Source organism: Corallococcus sp. AS-1-6, assembly GCF_020037015.1.
Taxonomy (GTDB): Bacteria; Myxococcota; Myxococcia; order Myxococcales; family Myxococcaceae; genus Corallococcus.
Genome location: NZ_JAIQDE010000005.1, coordinates 126,096 through 142,923, shown reverse-complemented (window position 1 = coordinate 142,923; position 16,828 = coordinate 126,096). Strand labels below are relative to the sequence as shown.

The 16,828-nt window shown below is 71.6% G+C and carries 13 protein-coding genes; 11 read left to right on the top strand and 2 right to left on the bottom strand.

The genetic code is table 11. The annotated features are described in order from the left end of the window. The first annotated feature begins 20 nt into the window (after positions 1-20). Both K8612_RS09085 and K8612_RS09080 read left to right on the top strand, forming a co-directional pair. Positions 21-3,110: a TonB-dependent receptor domain-containing protein gene (locus K8612_RS09085; protein ID WP_373692091.1), complete on the top strand. Its 3,090-nt coding sequence runs from the start codon at positions 21-23 to the stop codon at positions 3,108-3,110. Beyond that, positions 3,110-3,940: a 5'-nucleotidase C-terminal domain-containing protein gene (locus tag K8612_RS09080; RefSeq protein WP_223761992.1), complete on the top strand. Its 831-nt coding sequence runs from the start codon at positions 3,110-3,112 to the stop codon at positions 3,938-3,940. The genes K8612_RS09085 and K8612_RS09080 overlap by 1 nt, the downstream gene beginning before the upstream one ends. A gap of 48 nt (positions 3,941-3,988) precedes the next feature. Here the strand turns inward: K8612_RS09080 and K8612_RS09075 are convergent, their stop codons facing one another. Both K8612_RS09075 and K8612_RS09070 read right to left on the bottom strand, forming a co-directional pair. Beyond that, complete coding sequence (locus K8612_RS09075) at positions 3,989-4,270, bottom strand: TIGR04563 family protein (protein WP_120530711.1); 282 nt, start codon at positions 4,268-4,270, stop codon at positions 3,989-3,991. Positions 4,271-4,279: 9 nt separating this feature from the next. Next, complete coding sequence (locus tag K8612_RS09070; protein ID WP_014396356.1) at positions 4,280-4,489, bottom strand: TIGR04563 family protein; 210 nt, start codon at positions 4,487-4,489, stop codon at positions 4,280-4,282. Between the two features lie 436 nt (positions 4,490-4,925). Here K8612_RS09070 and tilS point away from each other — a divergent pair, with 436 nt between their 5' ends. The 9 genes from tilS to tsaE all read left to right on the top strand — a co-directional run bounded on the left by tilS (position 4,926) and on the right by tsaE (position 16,827). Then, a complete protein-coding gene (tilS, locus tag K8612_RS09065) occupies positions 4,926-6,296 on the top strand; it encodes a tRNA lysidine(34) synthetase TilS (protein ID WP_373692090.1) in 1,371 nt (456 codons plus the stop codon). Positions 6,297-6,477: 181 nt separating this feature from the next. Continuing rightward, positions 6,478-8,394, top strand: a complete 1,917-nt coding sequence (gene ftsH / locus K8612_RS09060; RefSeq protein WP_143904946.1) for an ATP-dependent zinc metalloprotease FtsH — start codon at positions 6,478-6,480, stop codon at positions 8,392-8,394. Between the two features lie 269 nt (positions 8,395-8,663). Then, positions 8,664-10,655: a DNRLRE domain-containing protein gene (locus K8612_RS09055; RefSeq protein WP_223762116.1), complete on the top strand. Its 1,992-nt coding sequence runs from the start codon at positions 8,664-8,666 to the stop codon at positions 10,653-10,655. A gap of 153 nt (positions 10,656-10,808) precedes the next feature. Then, a complete protein-coding gene (folP, locus tag K8612_RS09050; protein WP_223761990.1) occupies positions 10,809-12,032 on the top strand; it encodes a dihydropteroate synthase in 1,224 nt (407 codons plus the stop codon). Positions 12,033-12,196: 164 nt separating this feature from the next. Then, positions 12,197-13,591: a phosphoglucosamine mutase gene (glmM, locus tag K8612_RS09045; RefSeq protein WP_223742102.1), complete on the top strand. Its 1,395-nt coding sequence runs from the start codon at positions 12,197-12,199 to the stop codon at positions 13,589-13,591. Between the two features lie 101 nt (positions 13,592-13,692). Further along, positions 13,693-14,418 (top strand): pyridoxine 5'-phosphate synthase, encoded by a 726-nt coding sequence (locus K8612_RS09040; protein WP_223742103.1) that lies wholly within the window; start codon positions 13,693-13,695, stop codon positions 14,416-14,418. Between the two features lie 5 nt (positions 14,419-14,423). Further along, positions 14,424-14,798 (top strand): holo-ACP synthase, encoded by a 375-nt coding sequence (locus K8612_RS09035; protein ID WP_223742104.1) that lies wholly within the window; start codon positions 14,424-14,426, stop codon positions 14,796-14,798. A 14-nt stretch (positions 14,799-14,812) separates the two neighbouring features. After that, on the top strand, positions 14,813-16,345 hold the full coding sequence (locus K8612_RS09030; RefSeq protein ID WP_223742105.1) for an NAD(P)H-hydrate dehydratase: 1,533 nt from the start codon (positions 14,813-14,815) through the stop codon (positions 16,343-16,345). Beyond that, positions 16,342-16,827 carry a tRNA (adenosine(37)-N6)-threonylcarbamoyltransferase complex ATPase subunit type 1 TsaE gene (gene tsaE, locus K8612_RS09025; RefSeq protein ID WP_223761989.1) on the top strand — a complete coding sequence of 162 codons (486 nt, stop codon included), beginning with the start codon at positions 16,342-16,344 and terminating at the stop codon, positions 16,825-16,827. Before K8612_RS09030 ends, tsaE begins: the two co-directional genes overlap by 4 nt. Position 16,828: the final 1 nt, after the last annotated feature.

Below are 16,828 nucleotides of genomic sequence, written 5' to 3'. Positions count from 1 at the left end.
ACGGACCATCGTCGTCAATCTTGCAGACCGTTCTTCCTCGCACGCTCATGCTCTGTGCCGTGGTGTTCGCCGCGGCCCCCGTCCACGCGCAGGAGGCCGCGCTGCTGCACGCGTCGCCGCCGCGCGCCGAGGCCCGGCAGCCCCTCCAGTTGGATGCGACGCTGGTGGATGGCGGCAAGGTGCTGGAGCTCTTCGTCCGCTATCGCGGCCCGGGCGAGCCGTACGTCCAGGTCCCCATGGAGCGGCAGTACGGAGACCTGTACCGCGCGGTGATTCCCGCCGAGCACATGGTGCCACCGGGCGTGGAGTACTTCGTCGAAGCGGCGATGTTGGATGGAGCGCGCACGCCGCTCTTCATGTCCGCGCTGCGGCCCGCGAGGGTGATGGTGGGGACGCAGGCCCCGGAGCCCCCGCCGGTCCGCGCGCCGCCGGGCCGCAAGGGGACCCGTGACACCCCGAGGTCCGCGCCCGACATCGACGCCTTCGCGCCGCCGTCGGGGGCAGGGGAGGACGATGGCGCGGCAGGTGCGCCGCCGCCTTCCGCGGGCCGTCCGGATGGAACAGGCGCGCGCGCGGGGACCGCCGATGCGCGGACTTCGACGCGAGCGGACAGCGCGGACTCCCGTCCGACTGCGTCCGACCCACGAGCATCGGGAGCCCCCAGCGGTACGGACCCTCGTGCGTCGAGCCGCACGGATGGTACGGACTCACGGACTTCGACCCGCACGGACGGCACGGACTCGCGGGCTTCGAGCCGGACGAATTCACCGGCCTCGCCCTCGGCCCGAATGGACGGTTCGCGAGCCCCGGTTCACGCGGACGCATCCGACTCTCGCGCTCCGGCTCGCGCGGCGGATTCGGACTCGCGGACTCCCGGGCGCGCGGGCAATGGCGACTCCCGCGCTTCGAACGCCTCCGACGACGCGATGGCCGCGCTCAACGCGGACCTTCCTCCGGAACCTCGCTCCGACACCCGCGCGTCCGCTTCCTCCCACAGCGCCATGGACGACGACCTGGCCCTCTACAGCGCGGAGGACGTGCTCGCGGTGACGACCCTCCAGGAGGAGGCCGTCCGCACCGTGCCGGCCATCGGCGCGTCCTTCAACCGCTCGCAGATGATCGCCCTGGGCGCCCGCACGGTGGCGGACGTGCTGGACGTGGTGCCCGGCGTGTCCGTCAGCCGCGACGTGCAGGGCTTCCACCGCACCGCCATCCGGGGCCTGCGCAACGACGCGGAGGTGCTCTTCCTCCTCGACGGGCACCGCCTCAACAACTTCTTCGACGGCAAGGCCCTCATGAACCTGCCGGTGGAGAACCTGGAGCGCATCGAGGTCATCCGCGGCCCCGGCTCCGCCGTCTACGGCGCGGGCGCCTTCCAGGGCGTCGTCAACCTCGTCACCCACCACGCCGACGGCGTCCGGGGCGCCATCACCACCGGCGGCGTCCCCCGCGACGACGGCCGCCTGGCGCTCGCCACCGACGGCCACCTGTCCGCCGCGCACACCACCGGCGACCTGCGCCTGTTCGCGGACCTGGACCTCTGGACCCAGGAGGGAGACTCCCTCCTCATCGCCCATGACGCGCTCGACGACGAGGCCGTGGCCCAGGGCCTGCGCGACGTGGACCAGCCCGCGGGCCGCACCCGTGACGGCCGCTTCCTCGTCAACGCGGGCGGCGGCGTGTCCTACGGCCTGGACAGCGCCGGCCGCTTGGGCGTCACCGCGCGCTACCTCTCCGAGAAGCGCGATGCCCTCATCGGCCTGTTCGACACCGTGGGCAACGACTCCCGGCTGTCCTGGGACGTGCTGCTCGCGGACCTCACCTGGGAGCGGCCCCTCTCCGACAGCGGCCAGGTGCGCGCCCGGCTGGGCTTCGATCAGCAGTCCACCGACCGCCGCTTCCAGCTCACGCCCCTGGCCTTCCGCACCGGCGACGGCGTGGACCGCCTCTTCCCCGACGGGCTCCAGGAACAGACGCAGGTCACCGTGCGCACCGTGACGGCCTCCGTGGACGCGGACCTCGCGCTGGCGAAGGAGAACCACCTCACCCTGGGCTTCGTCGCCGAGCAGCAGTCGCTGTCCCGGTACGACTACACCACGAACTACACGCTCGACGGCCGCCTGCGCCCCAGCCCCGCCGCCCCGGAAGGCCTGGTGGACCTCACGAAGGGCGCGGCCTCCCGCCGCCTCAACCTGGGCCTGTCCGCGCAGGACCAGTGGACCGTGCTCTCCGCGCTCACGCTCACCTTCGGCCTGCGCCTGGACGCCATCCAGCTCCCCGACGCGGAGGCGTCAGGCACGCTCGACGCCAGCAAGATGCTGGTGCGGATCAACCCGCGCGTGGGCCTGGTCATCGCCGCGTCGGACGCGCTGGTGCTCAAGGCGCTGTACGGCCGCGCCTTCCGCGCCCCCACGCCCCAGGAGCTGGTCGAGCGCATCCCCGACACCGACTACAACCAGGGCCGCTTCGAGGGAAACCCGCTGCTCAAGCCCACCACCGTGGACACCTTCGAGCTGGGCATGGACCTGGTCCAGGCCGCGGGCGACACCCGCGTGCGCGTGCGCGCCAACGCCTTCCTGCAGAACTTCGCCTCGCCCATCACCCCGGTGGACACCAGCGGCAACATCGTCCCCCTGCGCAACCGCGAGCTGGGCGTGCGCGTGTACGGCGTGGAGGCGGAGGCCCGCCTGGAGGCGTCCAAGCGCGCCGTCGCGTGGGTCAACGCCAGCCTGTCCCGCGCGCAGGACCTGGAGGTACCGGAGCAGTCCCGGCTGCTCACGGACGTGCCCCAGGCGCGCTTCAACGCGGGCGTGTCCATGCCCCTGGGGGACTGGGTGAACCTGGACGTGGTGGTGCGCTCCGGCGCCGAGCGGCGCAACAACAACCGCTCCACGCTGGAGCTCATCCGCCGCTACGAGATCCCCGCCTACAGCCTCATCACCGCGCAACTGCGCACCGAGCCCATCTGGGAGCACTTCGAGGTGACGCTCTTCGCGCAGAACCTCTTCGACCACGACCTGCGCGACGACGTGCCCCGGCCGGACCGCGTCACCGGCCTGCTGCCGCGCGAGGGCGTGTCCGGCTACCTCACCCTGAGGGCCTTCTACTGATGGACCGCCGCCACCTCACCGCCGCGCTCGCGGCGCTCACGCTGCTGCCCGGCTGCCTCGCGTACAACGACTCCTGCGCCCCGCTGGTGGACGACCCCGACGCCGTCGTGGGCTACCTGGGCGAGGAGGTCCAGTTGGGCTCGGCCTTCACCCGCCATGACAACAACGCGCTGGGGCAGTTGGCCGCGGACGCGTTCCTCCACGCGGAGGACGGCGCCGCGAAGGCCACGGAGCTGGGCATCATCAACGGCGGCTCGCTGCGCGACGAGGGCCTGTGCGTCACCCGCACGTCCCTGCGCACGGGGCCGCTCACCGACGGCGTCCTCCACGAGGTCATCCTCTTCGAGAACCTCGTCGTGACGGTGGACCTCACGGAGAAGCAGCTCGTGGACCTCTTCGAGCACTCCGTGGAGGCGCTGGCCCTGGAGGGGCAGGCCATCGTGTCGCCGTCCGGCGCCTTCCTCCACGTGTCCGACGGCACCACCCTGCGCGTGGACTGCGCGCGTCCGGCGGGCCAGCGTGTGACGGAGCTGCGCGTGCGCGGGCGCGCCGTGTCCATCCCCGCGCGCGACGACGCGTCCATCCGCTACCGGGTGGCGATGTCCACGTTCCTGCTGGAGGGAGGGGACGGCTACGGCGGCATCCTGGGCAACGCGGGACAGGACCCGGACCGCAACCCGGTGACGGCGCGCAAGCTGGGCGGCACGGACGCCAACATCGCGGCGGCGTACATGAAGAGCACGTACCCCAGCCCGGTCCAGGCGCTGAAGGAAGCCCCGCGCATCGTCTTCACCAACTGCGCCCGGCCCGCCCGGCCCGCCCCGCGCTGACGTCATGCGCGGTGTCGGACTTCACGGGGCCGGGGTGGACGGAAGCCCCTAAGGCTTGGAGGGCTCGTCCGAGGAGGCCGGGGCGCTGGAGGTCACCACCGCCGGAGCGGAGGTGGCCGTCTGCGCCGCGGGGGCCACCGGCCGTGGAGGCAGGGGGCCCAGCACGTCGTTGACCGAAGGCATGCGGCGGATGTCCGCGCGGGCGACCTTCCATGCCTGCTGGACGATCCACGACAGGGAACGATCCTGTCGCGTGGCCTCACGCTGGATCTCTTCCAGCATGTCCTCGGGGAAGTAGAGGGATTGCTTGCGGTGATCCGTGGTGGCCATTGCCCTGCCTTACGGCCTTTCTTCGCGCGGGTCCGTGCGCTCGTCGCCCGTGACGTCATTCACGGCAGGGAATGACTTGATGCGGTCGCGGGCGATCTTCCAGGCCTGCTGCACCACCCATGAGAGGGAACGGTCCTGCCGGTTCGCTTCCTCCTGGATCTCCTTCAGCATCTCCTCGGGGAAGTACAGCGACTGCTTGCGCTTGTCGGTGCCTGCCATGCCTGGGTCTCCGGGGCGGATTCGAGGTGACGACCTGAACACACCGGAGCGGTTATCCGACAGACGCCCTGAAGGGTCAACGGTTTCGGAGCACTCAAGCGTGCGCCCGCGGGCTGAACGCCCCACTTCCGACAATGGGTGCCAGCAAAAAGAAAGAGAAACGCCCCGGCCTCCGCGAGGGAGACCGGGGCGCTTCGGAAAGAGGGACCGCAGGGAGCGAATCTCCAAGCGGCCCCGTGGACCCAGAGGGGGAGGGGGGGGACCCCTAGGTCCAACGTCATGAAGTCCAGAACGTCCAACCAACAACCACGAGGCGCCGTTCTATTTCCGCCCCGCGTCCCTGCGTTGTGGGAATCATGGACTGCATCCCCACGCCTTCCGTCCACCGCGAATCTGTAACCCGGTCATCCGACACTCCATTCCGATCGCTGGCGCCATGCCTCGCGCGTCCCCTGAAAGCTCCCCGCTGCCTGCCATGCTCGCCCGCTCGTATGCCGGGCACGGTGCCCGCTCGCGCTCGGTGCTGCTCGCCGTCTCCGGAGGCGCGGACTCCACCGCGCTCCTCGTGGGGACGGCGCGCGTGCGCGAGGCGCTGGGGCTGCGCGTGGAGGTGGCGACGGTGGACCATGGCCTGCGGGCGGAGGCCGCGCGCGAGGTGACCTCCGTCGTCAGCCTGGCCGAGCGCCTGGGGCTGACCTGCCACGTCCGGCGGCTCGCGCTGGCGCCCGGGGCGGGGCTGGAGGCGCGGGCGCGCGAGGCGAGGTACGCGACCCTGGAGGTCCTGCGACAGGAGCGCGGGCTGGACTTCGTGGCCACCGGCCACACGCTGGACGACCAGGCGGAGACGCTGCTCATGCGGCTGGCCCGGGGCGCGGCGCTCCGGGGCGCGCGCGCCATCCACGCCCGCGCGGACACGCTCCTCCGTCCGCTGCTCGCGTGCTCGCGCGAGGACGTGCTCGCCTTCCTGGCCACCGAGGGGGTGGGGTTCGTGGTGGATCCGATGAACGCGGACCCCTCCTACTTCCGCACGCGCGTGCGCCAGGACGTGCTGCCCGCGCTCCATCGCGCGGCGGGCTTCAGCACCGTGGAGCACCTGGCCACCTTCGCGCGGCTCGCCTCCGAGGACGCGGCCCTGCTCGACGGGCTGGCGCAAGGGGCGTGGGCGCGGCTGGAGCTGCCCGGGGGCGGGCTGGACGCCGTGGGCCTTCGCGCGCTGGAGCCGCCGCTGTGGCGCCGCGTGCTCGCACGGCTGCTGGGCGCGGCGGGGGCCCGGGTGGACCACGCCACGCTGGAGCGCGCGTGGGACGTGGTGGCGCGCGGGGGCGTCATGCCGCTGAGCGATGGCCTCCTCCTGAAGGCCACCGGCGGGCGGGTGCGCTGCGTGGGGGCGGGAGGGGAATCACCGCCCGCGCCGCTGGTGCTCGCGGGGCCGGGGGCGCAAGGGGACTTCGGCGCGTGGCGCTTCCAGGTGGCCGCGGAAGGTTTGCCGCCCCCAGGCGTGTTGGCCCTGGTGTTGGAGGAGGGGACAGCGTGGCCACTCACGGTGCGTTCCAGGAAGCAGGGCGACCGCGTCCGTACGCGCGCGGGCCACCGCAAGGTGCAGGACGTGCTGGTGGATGCCCGCGTCCCTTCGGAGGCGCGCGACGCGCAGCCGGTGGTGGTGGACGCGCGCGGCGAGCCGCTGTGGCTCCCCGGCGTCCTGCCGCGCTTCGTCGAACCTGGAGCCGCTTCGCGCGAGGTGGCTTCCCGACACTCGCTGTGGGCCTTCCCGCCGCTCACGAGCGAACGGAAGACCCCTCCGTTATAGAGTCGAAGCTTCGAAACGGGGGATGGTCGCGGTCCCCTAAATAGTTGAGGGCTTTTTGCTGTTGCTGATACGGTCCGTCGCTGGCCTGCACACGGGCGGGCGCCGGGCACATGACGAACTTCGCCAGGGTTCCTCCTGGCACGGCCCTCATCCCGCCGAGTACCGAAAGGGCAGCTGAAACGTGCGTTCGACCTACAAGACCATCGGGCTCTGGGTCATCCTGATCGTCCTCTTCGTCGCCTTCTACAATTTCTTCTCCCAAGGCAACGAGCAGGTGCAGGAACCGACCTTCACCCAGCTTCTGACCAAGGTGGAGGAGAAGAAGGTCCGTGCCGTCTCCGTCAAGGGCAACACCTACTCCGGCACGTTCAGCGACTCGAACGACAAGTTCCGGACGACGGGTCCCGCGCCGGACGTGGCCGTGCTCAACCAGCTCCGCGCCTCCGGCGTGGACGTGAAGTACGAGCGCGAGGAGCAGAACAGCCTCTGGCTCACCATCCTCGGGCAGTGGATGCCCGTCGTCTTCCTGTTCCTGTTCTTCATCTTCTTCATGCGCCAGCTCCAGGGCGGCAGCGGCAAGGCGATGACGTTCGGGAAGTCCAAGGCGAAGCTCCTCAGCGAGAGCCACAACAAGGTCACGTTCGCGGACGTGGCCGGCGTGGACGAGTGCAAGGAGGAGCTGGAGGAGATCGTCGCCTTCCTCAAGGACCCCAAGAAGTTCACCAAGCTGGGCGGCCGCATCCCCAAGGGCGTCCTGATGATGGGCCCCCCGGGCACGGGCAAGACGCTGCTCGCCCGCGCGGTGGCCGGTGAAGCGGGCGTCCCGTTCTTCTCCATCTCCGGCTCGGACTTCGTGGAGATGTTCGTGGGCGTCGGCGCCAGCCGCGTGCGCGACCTGTTCGAGCAGGGCAAGAAGAACGCCCCCTGCATCATCTTCATCGACGAAATCGACGCCGTGGGCCGCCACCGTGGCGCGGGCCTGGGCGGCGGTCACGACGAGCGTGAGCAGACGCTCAACCAGTTGCTGGTGGAGATGGACGGCTTCGAGTCCAACGACGGCGTCATCCTGATCGCCGCCACCAACCGTCCGGACGTGCTGGACCCGGCGCTCCAGCGCCCGGGCCGCTTCGACCGCCGCATCATCGTTCCCCGTCCGGACCTGAAGGGCCGCCTGGGCGTGCTGAAGGTGCACACCCGCCGCGTGCCGCTGGCCCCGGAGGTGGAGCTGGAGGTCATCGCCCGCGGGACGCCCGGCATGACGGGCGCGGACCTGGAGAACCTGGTCAACGAGTCGGCCCTGATGGCCGCGCGCCAGAACAAGGAGCGCGTGGACCTGGCGGACTTCGAGCAGGCGAAGGACAAGGTCTTCATGGGCCCGGAGCGCCGGTCCATGATCATGACCGACAAGGAGAAGCGGAACACGGCCGTCCACGAGGCCGGCCACGCGCTCCTCGCCAAGCTGCTGCCCGGCTGCGACCCGCTGCACAAGGTCACCATCATCCCGCGCGGTCAGGCCCTGGGCGTCACCTGGAGCCTGCCCACCGAGGACAAGGTGAACGGCTACCGCAAGCAGATCCTCGACCAGATCACCATGGCCATGGGTGGCCGCATCGCCGAAGAGCTCATGTTCAACGAGATGAGCAGCGGCGCGGCGAACGACATCGAGCGGGCGACCGAGACGGCGCGCGCCATGGTGTGCCGCTGGGGCATGAGCGAGAAGATGGGCCCGCTGGCGTTCGGCAAGAGCGACGGTGAGGTGTTCCTGGGCCGCGACTTCAACGCGTCCAAGGACTACTCCGAGGACACCGCCCGGCAGATCGACGCGGAGGTCCGCAGCATCGTGGTGGGCTGCTACACGCACGGCAAGCAGTTGCTGACGGACAAGCTGGACGTGCTCCAGCGCGTGTCCGACGCCCTGGTGGAGTACGAGACGCTCGACGCCGAGGACGTGAACATCATCCTCCAGGGGGGCCAGCTCACCCGTGAGCGCCCGGCGCCGCGCATCAGCTCCACGCCGAAGCCGACGGAGAAGAAGGACAAGCGGAAGATCCTCGACGCGCTCGAGGGCCTGCCCAACATGGAGCCGAAGAAGGCGTAACGCCGCTCAAGGCTTCCTCCTGAAGTGACGAAGGCCCTTCCCGTGAACCGGGGAGGGCCTTTTCGTTTTGTCCTTGTGAACTCCAGGCGCCACTCCGGGCCCTCCGCCTTCCCTCCCTGGGGGCCGTGTCCCGTGTCCGCGAGCGGATGCTCGCTGGCACCTGGGATGCAGTTTCAAGGGACCGCGGGGCTGGGAAGGCCTCGTCGGGGGACGACACGACGATGCGGAACGGATGGAAGCGGGGAGCGCAGGGGGCAGCGGCGTTGGCGATGCTGGCGGTGCTGCCACGGTGCGGCGGAGCGACAGGGGCGGAGGACGGGTTGACGGAGGGGGCGTTGACGGCGGTGGAGCAGGCGGCGCTGCCCGCCTCATGCCAGCCCCAGACGTCTCTGGACTCACGGACGCTGGTGCCGGTGGGCGACGGTTCCGTGCGCAGTGACCAGCCGGACGTGAACATGAGCAGCGTGTCCACGCTGTACGTGGACGCGGCCCCCACGCGCTACCAGTCGTATCTGCGCTTCCAGTTGGAGGGGGAGGGCGGCGAGCTCGTCCAGGCGCGGCTGCGGCTGTACGCGAAGCAGGGCACCCACACGGGGCTGTCGTTCCACCCGGTGACGGGGAGCGTCTATGAGCCCGCCCTCACCTGGAACACCCGGCCGGCGCAGGGCGCCGCGGTGACCACCGTGGCCTCCGTCGCCAATGACGCCTGGCTGACGGCGGACGTGAAGGGGGCGGTGCTCGACCGCCACACCTTCGACCTGGGCGTCCTCCCGCTGGGGGACGACGGGGCGGAGTTCTCCTCGCGCGAGGCGTCCAACGTTTCGCGCCGGCCGCGGTTGGACACGGTCTACCGCTACGACTGGTGCACGTACCGGGGGAGCGGCACGCCCTCGCAGGCCTGGGCGAAGACGCTGGGGGGCACGGCGCGGGAGCAGGCGCGCGCGCTGCTCAACCTGCCGGATGGCTCCGGCTTCGTGCTGGGTGGGGCGTACCATGACGGCCCGGCGCAGGCGGGCGGCGCGGAACTGCCGGGGCCCTCGGGCTTCCTGGTGGCGCGCTTCAACACGGCGGCCCAGCACCAGTGGTCGCGCGCGTACGGGGTGGGGCAGCCGGTGTCCCTGGAGGCGATGACGGTGACGCCGCTGGGCAACGTGCTGGTGGTGGGCACCTACGAGGGCAGCCCGGACCTGGGCACCGGCGCGCTGCCGTACATCGCTCCCAACACCCCCGCGGTGGGGATGTTCGTGCTGAAGCTGTCCCCCACCGGCAACCCCGTCTGGGCGCGCGGCTTCCACGCGGAGACGCGGCCGGGCTGGGCGGAGGGGCAGGTCTACACGTCCATCGCCGTCCCCACCGCCGTCGCCACCGACGCCAACGGGAGCGTCATCGTCGCGGGCCACTTCAAGGGCTACATGGACCTGGGCGGCGGCGACCTCTACGCGGGCTCGATGAGCGAGAGCCGGGATGACTCGACCCGGTCCCTCTTCCTGGCGAAGTTCGACTACAGCGGCGGCCACCAGTGGTCGCAGGCCTTCTACACCGTGGACGAGTACACGGTGGCGTCCGCGCTCGCCACGGACGCGGGGGGCAACATCTTCATGGGGGGCCGCGGCAACAACGCCACGCTCGCGACGCCGGGCCTGCGCGTGGGCACGGCCTTCGTGGCGCGCTTCGCGCCGGATGGCACGCCGGTGTGGGGCTACGGATTGAAGGGGGGAGGCATCGGCCGCATCCGCGGCCTGGCGGCCCTGCCCGACGGGGGCGTGGCGTTCGCCGGAGGCTTCAACGGGACGTTCACCTTCCAGGGCCAGACGTATTCGAGCCATGACCCCACCCACGACGTGCGTCCGGATGACGGCGTGTTCGGCACGCTCACCGCGTCCGGCGGCGAGGGCTGGGTGCGCGTGCTGACAACCCAGCCCTCCGGGGACGTGGCGGAGCAGGTGGCGGTGGATGGCGCGGGCAACATCGTGGTGAACGGCCGCGTGTCGGCGTACACGCTGGACCTGGGCGGCGGCGAGCTGGGCACGCCCGGTCTGCCCCAGGGCGGCGCGCTCCGGTTCGTGGCCAGCTTCAGCCCCACGGGCGCCCACCGCTGGTCGCGCATGCTGGGCTCCCAGGTCTCCGACGCGTTCATGGCGGTGTCGCCGGACGGCTCCACGCGGCTGGGCTTCACGTTCGAGGGCTCCACGCCGGTGGGGGCCACGACGTTCTCCTCCTCGGGGCTGTCGGACATGGGGCTCATCCAGTTCAACCCGTGACGGCCTCGCGGCCGGGGTGACGTGACGGGGCCCGGTGCCTTCCTCGCGAGGCGCCGGGCCCTGTGTGCGTTCCCGCCGTCCTCCCTTCCCTGGACCCGGCGAAGCGGCGACACTCATCGCTCGCAGTCCTCACGCTCCGAAGGGGTCCTGACCGTGCTGCGCGCACGCCTCATCTCCCGCGACCGTCCCGACGACCTGTCGCTGGTCCTCCGCCGCCTGAACCTGTCCCCCCGCACCCGCGAACACCTGGGGCGCGAGCTGGGCTACGCGCACGTGCTCGTCACCGGGGGCCGCCCCTCCTACGAGGAGGAGCTGGTGCCGCCGTACGGCTCCAAGGAGCGCGAGAAGCTGCCCACCTGGACGGCGGGAGGCCACCTGGACCACCCCGGCGAGGTGCTCCTGTCCGGCAGCCGCCAGCAGTTCGACCGGCTCATCTCCCTCGCCCGCAGGTCCCCCCGCACGGACGGCCTGGCGCGCGTGCTGGAGGAGGTGCTGGCCCCCACGCCCATGCCGGCGCTGACGCTGAGCGGGCGCCGGTTCGAGTGGGGCACGCGCACGTACCTCATGGGCGTGGTCAACGTGACGCAGGACAGCTTCTCCGACGGCGGCAGCCTCCCGGACGCGGCCAGCGCCGTGGAGCACGCGCTGAGGCTGGTGGACGCGGGCGCGGACATCGTCGACGTGGGCGGTGAGTCCACCCGGCCGGGCTCGCTCCCGGTGTCCGCGGACGAGGAGCTGTCGCGCGTCCTCCGGGTGGTGGAGGGCATCAAGCGCCGCTCCACCGTGCCCATCTCCGTGGACACCACCAAGGCGGCGGTGGCGAAGGAGGCGCTCAAGGCCGGCGCCCACCTGGTCAATGACGTCACCGGCTTCCACTCGGACCCGGCGCTGCCCGGGGTGGTGGCCGCCGCGGGCGCGGCGTGTTGCCTCATGCACACCCAGGGCCTGCCGAAGACGATGCAGGACGCGCCGCGCTACGCGGACGTCGTGGGCGAGGTGATGGACTACCTGGAGGAGGGGATGTTCCAGGCCACCGAGGCGGGCATCCCCCGCGAGCGCATCCTCCTGGACCCGGGCATCGGGTTCGGCAAGACGCTGGAGCACAACCTCTTCCTCCTGCGCCGCCTGGAGGAGCTGCGGGGGCTGGGGCAGCCTTTGCTGGTGGGCACCAGCCGCAAGTCCTTCCTCGGGAAGCTGACGGGCGGCAAGGGCCCCCAGGAGCGCCTGGCGGCCACCCTGGGCTCCGTGGCGGCCATGGCCGTCCTGGGGGGCGCGGACGTGGTACGGGTGCACGACGTGGGTGAAGCGCGGGACGCGCTGGCGGTGGCGGACGCCATCCGGAGGGCCCGGGGCGGCGGCGACCTGTACGGCGGCTGACGGGGACAAGCCCCGGCGTCCGAAACAGGCCGGGTCCCCCCGCCCGGGCGCTTGCCTGGGTGGCACCGCATCCCTAGCTTCGGGCCCATGTGCTGGACGGGGTATAAGCCCCGGACGCGAGTGGCCGGAGCCCTTCCGGCAATGGGAAAGGTGGAGCGGCACACATGGCGTACAGGATGGACATGCCCCCGAAGGAAGCGCAGAAGACGGAGCGACTGTTCGGCACGGACGGCGTTCGTGGCGTGGCCAACGTCTATCCGATGACGGCCGAGGTCGCGATGAAGCTCGGCCGCGCCCTGGCGTACCTCATCCGCAACGGTCCGCACCGCCACCGCGTCATCGTGGGCAAGGACACGCGCCTCTCCGGCTACATGCTGGAGCAGGCCCTGTCCGCCGGCCTCATCTCCATGGGCGTCGACGTGGAGCAGGTGGGCCCGCTGCCCACGCCCGGCATCTCCAACCTCACCACGTCCATGCGCGCGGACGCGGGCGCCGTGATTTCGGCGTCCCACAACCCGTACCAGGACAACGGCATCAAGTTCTTCTGGCGGGACGGCTTCAAGCTGCCGGACGAGACCGAGGCCAAGATTGAAGAGCTGGTCTCCAGCGGCGAGATCGACAACATCCGCCCCACGGCGACGAAGATCGGCCGGGCCATCCGCCTGGACGACGCGCGCGGCCGCTACATCGTCTACCTGAAGGCCACCTTCCCCCGCGAGCTGACGCTGGAGGGGATGACCATCGTGGTGGACTGCGCCAACGGCGCGGCGTACCGCACGGCGCCCGCAGTGCTGGAGGAACTGGGCGCGAAGGTCATCGCGCTGGGCGTGTCCCCGGACGGCAAGAACATCAACCACAAGTGCGGCGCGCTGCACCCGGAGGGCCTGGCCAAGGCGGTGGTGAAGCACGGCGCCCACCTGGGCGTGGCGCTGGACGGCGACGCGGACCGCCTCATCGTCGTGGACGAGAAGGGCAACGTCGTGGACGGCGACGCCATCATGGCCATCTGCACGGGGGAGCTCGTCGCGCGCAAGGAGCTGAAGAAGAAGACGCTCGTCTCCACGGTGATGAGCAACATCGGCCTGGAGCGCGCGGTGTCCCAGTGGGGCGTGAAGGTGGTCCGCACGCGCGTGGGCGACCGGCACGTCGTGGACGAGATGCGCCGCAACGGCTACAGCCTGGGCGGCGAGCAGAGCGGCCACCTCATCTTCCTGAACCACACCACCACGGGCGACGGCACGCTCGCGGCGCTCCAGTTGCTGGCCGTGATGTGCCGCCAGCAGAAGCCGCTGTCGGAGCTGGCCTCCATCTTCCAGCCGGTGCCGCAGACGCTGCTCAACGTCGTGGTGAAGCAGAAGCGCGAGCTGGGTGAGCTGCCCACGGTGATGAAGGCCATCAAGAACGTGGAGCAGAAGCTGGGCAGCAACGGCCGCGTGCTGGTGCGCTTCTCCGGCACGGAGCCCAAGGCCCGCGTCCTGATTGAAGGCGAGGACGCGGCGCGCAACGAGGCGTACGCCCGCGAAATCGTCGAGGCGCTCTCCAAGGCGCTCAACGGCTAGCGACAGCGGTTGACTTCCGGACGCCGGCCACGAATAGAGGGGCCGGCGCGGGCCCGGGTCCCTGGACAATCCCGCACCGCGCCAGCGCAAGGAGCGGGACGATGGGACAGCGACTGGGTGTCAACGTGGATCACGTGGCGACGCTGCGGCAGGCGCGGCGCACCGTGTATCCGGATCCGGTGACGGCCGCGGCGATGGCGGAGCTGGCCGGCGCCCGGCAGATCACCATCCACCTGCGCGAGGACCGGCGCCACATCCAGGACCGGGACCTGCGCATCCTCCGCGAGACGGTGCAGACGCTCCTGAACCTGGAGATGGCCGCCACCGCGGAGATGGTGAAGATCGCCTACGAGTACAAGCCGGACGTGGTGACGCTCGTCCCCGAGCGGCGCGAGGAGCTCACCACCGAGGGCGGCCTGGAGGTGGCCGGCCAGCGCGAGTCCATCGCGAAGATCATCAAGAACCTCAAGGACGGGGAGATTTCCGTCTCGCTGTTCATCGATCCGGACCTGGACCAGGTGCGCGCTTCGCACAAGGTGAACGCGGACCGGGTGGAGCTGCACACGGGCCGCTACTGCGAGGCGCGCAACGAGAAGGAGCGCGCGCGGGAGCTGGCGCGCATCGTGGACGCGGCCAAGGCGAGCGCCAAGCTGGGCATGGGCGTGGCCGCCGGGCACGGGCTCAACTACGACAACGTGCAGGCCATCGCTCGCATCCAGGAGATCGACGAGCTGAACATCGGGCACGCCATCGTGGCGCGCGCGGTGCTGGTGGGCTTCGAGCGCGCGGTGCGCGAGATGCTCGAACTGATGCGCGACCCGGGGTAGCCCGCATGCCCATCGTCGGACTGGGGTTGGACCTCTGCTCCATCGAGCGCATCCAGCGCATCCTCGACGGCCCGCGCGCGGAGGCGTTCCTGACGCGCGTGTACACCGACGGTGAGCGCGCGTACTGCGCGCCCCGGCACGACGCGGCCAGCGCGTACGCGGCGAGGTTCGCGGCGAAGGAGGCGCTGGTGAAGGCGATGGGCGTGCCTCCCGGCGTGAAGTGGCGGGACATGGAGGTGGTGCGCGAGGGCGGCCCGCCGCGCTTCGTGCTCTCCGGCGTGGCCCGTGAGGTGATGGAAGCGCGGGGGTGGGAGGCGATGCTCGCCCTCACCCATGATGCCGGCGTGGCCGCGGCCACGGTGGTGCTCCAGACGAAGTAGGGAGGTTGGAAGCCATGCAGCGCGTGCTCACCGCGAACCAGATGCGAGAGGCCGAGAAGGCCGCCCAGGATCAGCACGGGATGCCGTCCGGGTTGTTGATGGAGAACGCGGGCCGGGCGCTCGCGGAGGCCGCCCGGAGCGTGGCCGGGCCGGGCGGGCGCTTCACGGTGCTCTGCGGCCCCGGCAACAACGGCGGGGACGGCCTGGTCGCCGCGCGCTTCCTGCTGGAGGGAGGCGCCCGGGTGGTGGTGTCGCTGGTGGGGGACACCGGCAAGCTCACGCCGGAGGCGAAGCGCAACCTCCAGGCGCTGGAGGGCTTCGGTGAGTCGCCGCGCGCCTTCGAGGCGCTGCCGGAGGCGGGCCCGGGCGACGTGGTGGTGGACGCCCTCTTCGGCACCGGCCTGAAGCGCGCGCCGGAGGGCCTCTTCGCGGACGCCATCGGCACCGTGGCGCGGTGGCGGCGCGCGGGGGCGAAGGTGGTGGCCGCGGACGTGCCGTCCGGCCTGCAGAGCGACACGGCGGAGCCCTTCTCGCCGTGCGTGGAGGCGGACGTCACGGTGGCCTTCGGCTTCGTGAAGCCCGCGCATGAGCTGGAGCCCGGCGCGTCGCTGTGCGGCGACGTGCGGCGCGTGGACATCGGCCTGGGCGGTGAGTCCACGCGCGCGGTGTCCGGGGCGGAGCTGTTCCGCGTGGAGGAGAAGGACGCGCGCGAGGCGCTGCCCAGGCGCCGCGCGGATTCGCACAAGGGCACCTACGGCCACGTGCTGGTGGTGGCGGGCAGCCCGGGCAAGACGGGCGCCGCGGCGATGGTGGCGCTGGCCGCGCTGCGCAGCGGGGCGGGGCTCGTCACGGTGGCCACGCGCCCGGAGGCGCTGCCGTGGGTGATGGCGCACTCGCCGGAGATCATGGGCCTGCCGCTGCCGGGTGAAGGCCCGCTGGGCAAGGGCGACCTGGAGGCGCTGAAGGCCGCGCTGGAGGGCAAGGACGCGCTGGTGATGGGGCCGGGCATCCCCCGGGGGCCGGAGACGGGCGCGCTGATTGGCGACTTGCTGGCGTCCGTGGAGGTGCCCGCGGTGCTGGACGCGGACGCGCTCAACGCGGTGGCGGAGGACCTCAAGGTGCTGCGCCAGGCGAAGGGGCCCGTGCTGCTCACGCCGCACCCCGGGGAGATGGCGCGGCTGTGGGGCCGGACGACGAAGGACGTGCAGGCGCACCGCGTGGGCGTGGCGCTGAACCTGGCCACGTCGCTCAGCGTCACGGTGGTGCTCAAGGGCTCGCGCACGCTCATCGCGGAGGCCGGCGGGCGCGTGTTCATCAACCCCACGGGCAACGCGGGCATGGCCACCGGCGGCACGGGCGACGTGCTGTCGGGCGTGTGCGGCGCGCTGCTCGCGCAGGGCATTCCGCTGCCCAAGGCCGCGTGGACCGCCGTCTACGCGCACGGGCTCGCGGGCGACCTGATGGCCCGGGAGCGCGGGCTGATGGGCCTCATCGCCACGGACCTGCTGGTGGGCCTGGGCCACGTCTGGACGCGGTGGGAGCGATGAGCGGGGATGCGCAGCCCACGCGCTCGCGGCGGCTCGTGTCGCCTTCGCCGGAGGAGACGCACCGGCTGGGCGTGAAGCTGGGGCGGTTGCTCCAGCCCGGGGACTTCGTGGGGCTGATTGGCGACCTGGGCGCGGGCAAGACGCACCTGGTGCGCGGCGTGGCGGAAGGAGCGGGCGTGGCGCAGTCCGAGGTGGCCAGCCCCACCTTCGCCATCGTGTACCCGTACGCGGGCCGCATCCCGCTGTACCACGCGGACCTGTACCGGCTGACGGACTACGACGAGCTCTACGCCACCGGGTTCCTGGACCTGATGGGCGGCGACCACGCGATGCTGGTGGAGTGGTTGGACCGCATCCCCCAGGCCGCGCCGCGCGACTTCCTGCGCGTCACGCTCCGCCATGAGGGAGAGGACGCGCGGAGCCTCGACGTGGAGGCCTTCGGCGCGCGTCCGGCCGCGCTGCTCGACGCGTGGCTGGGCTGAC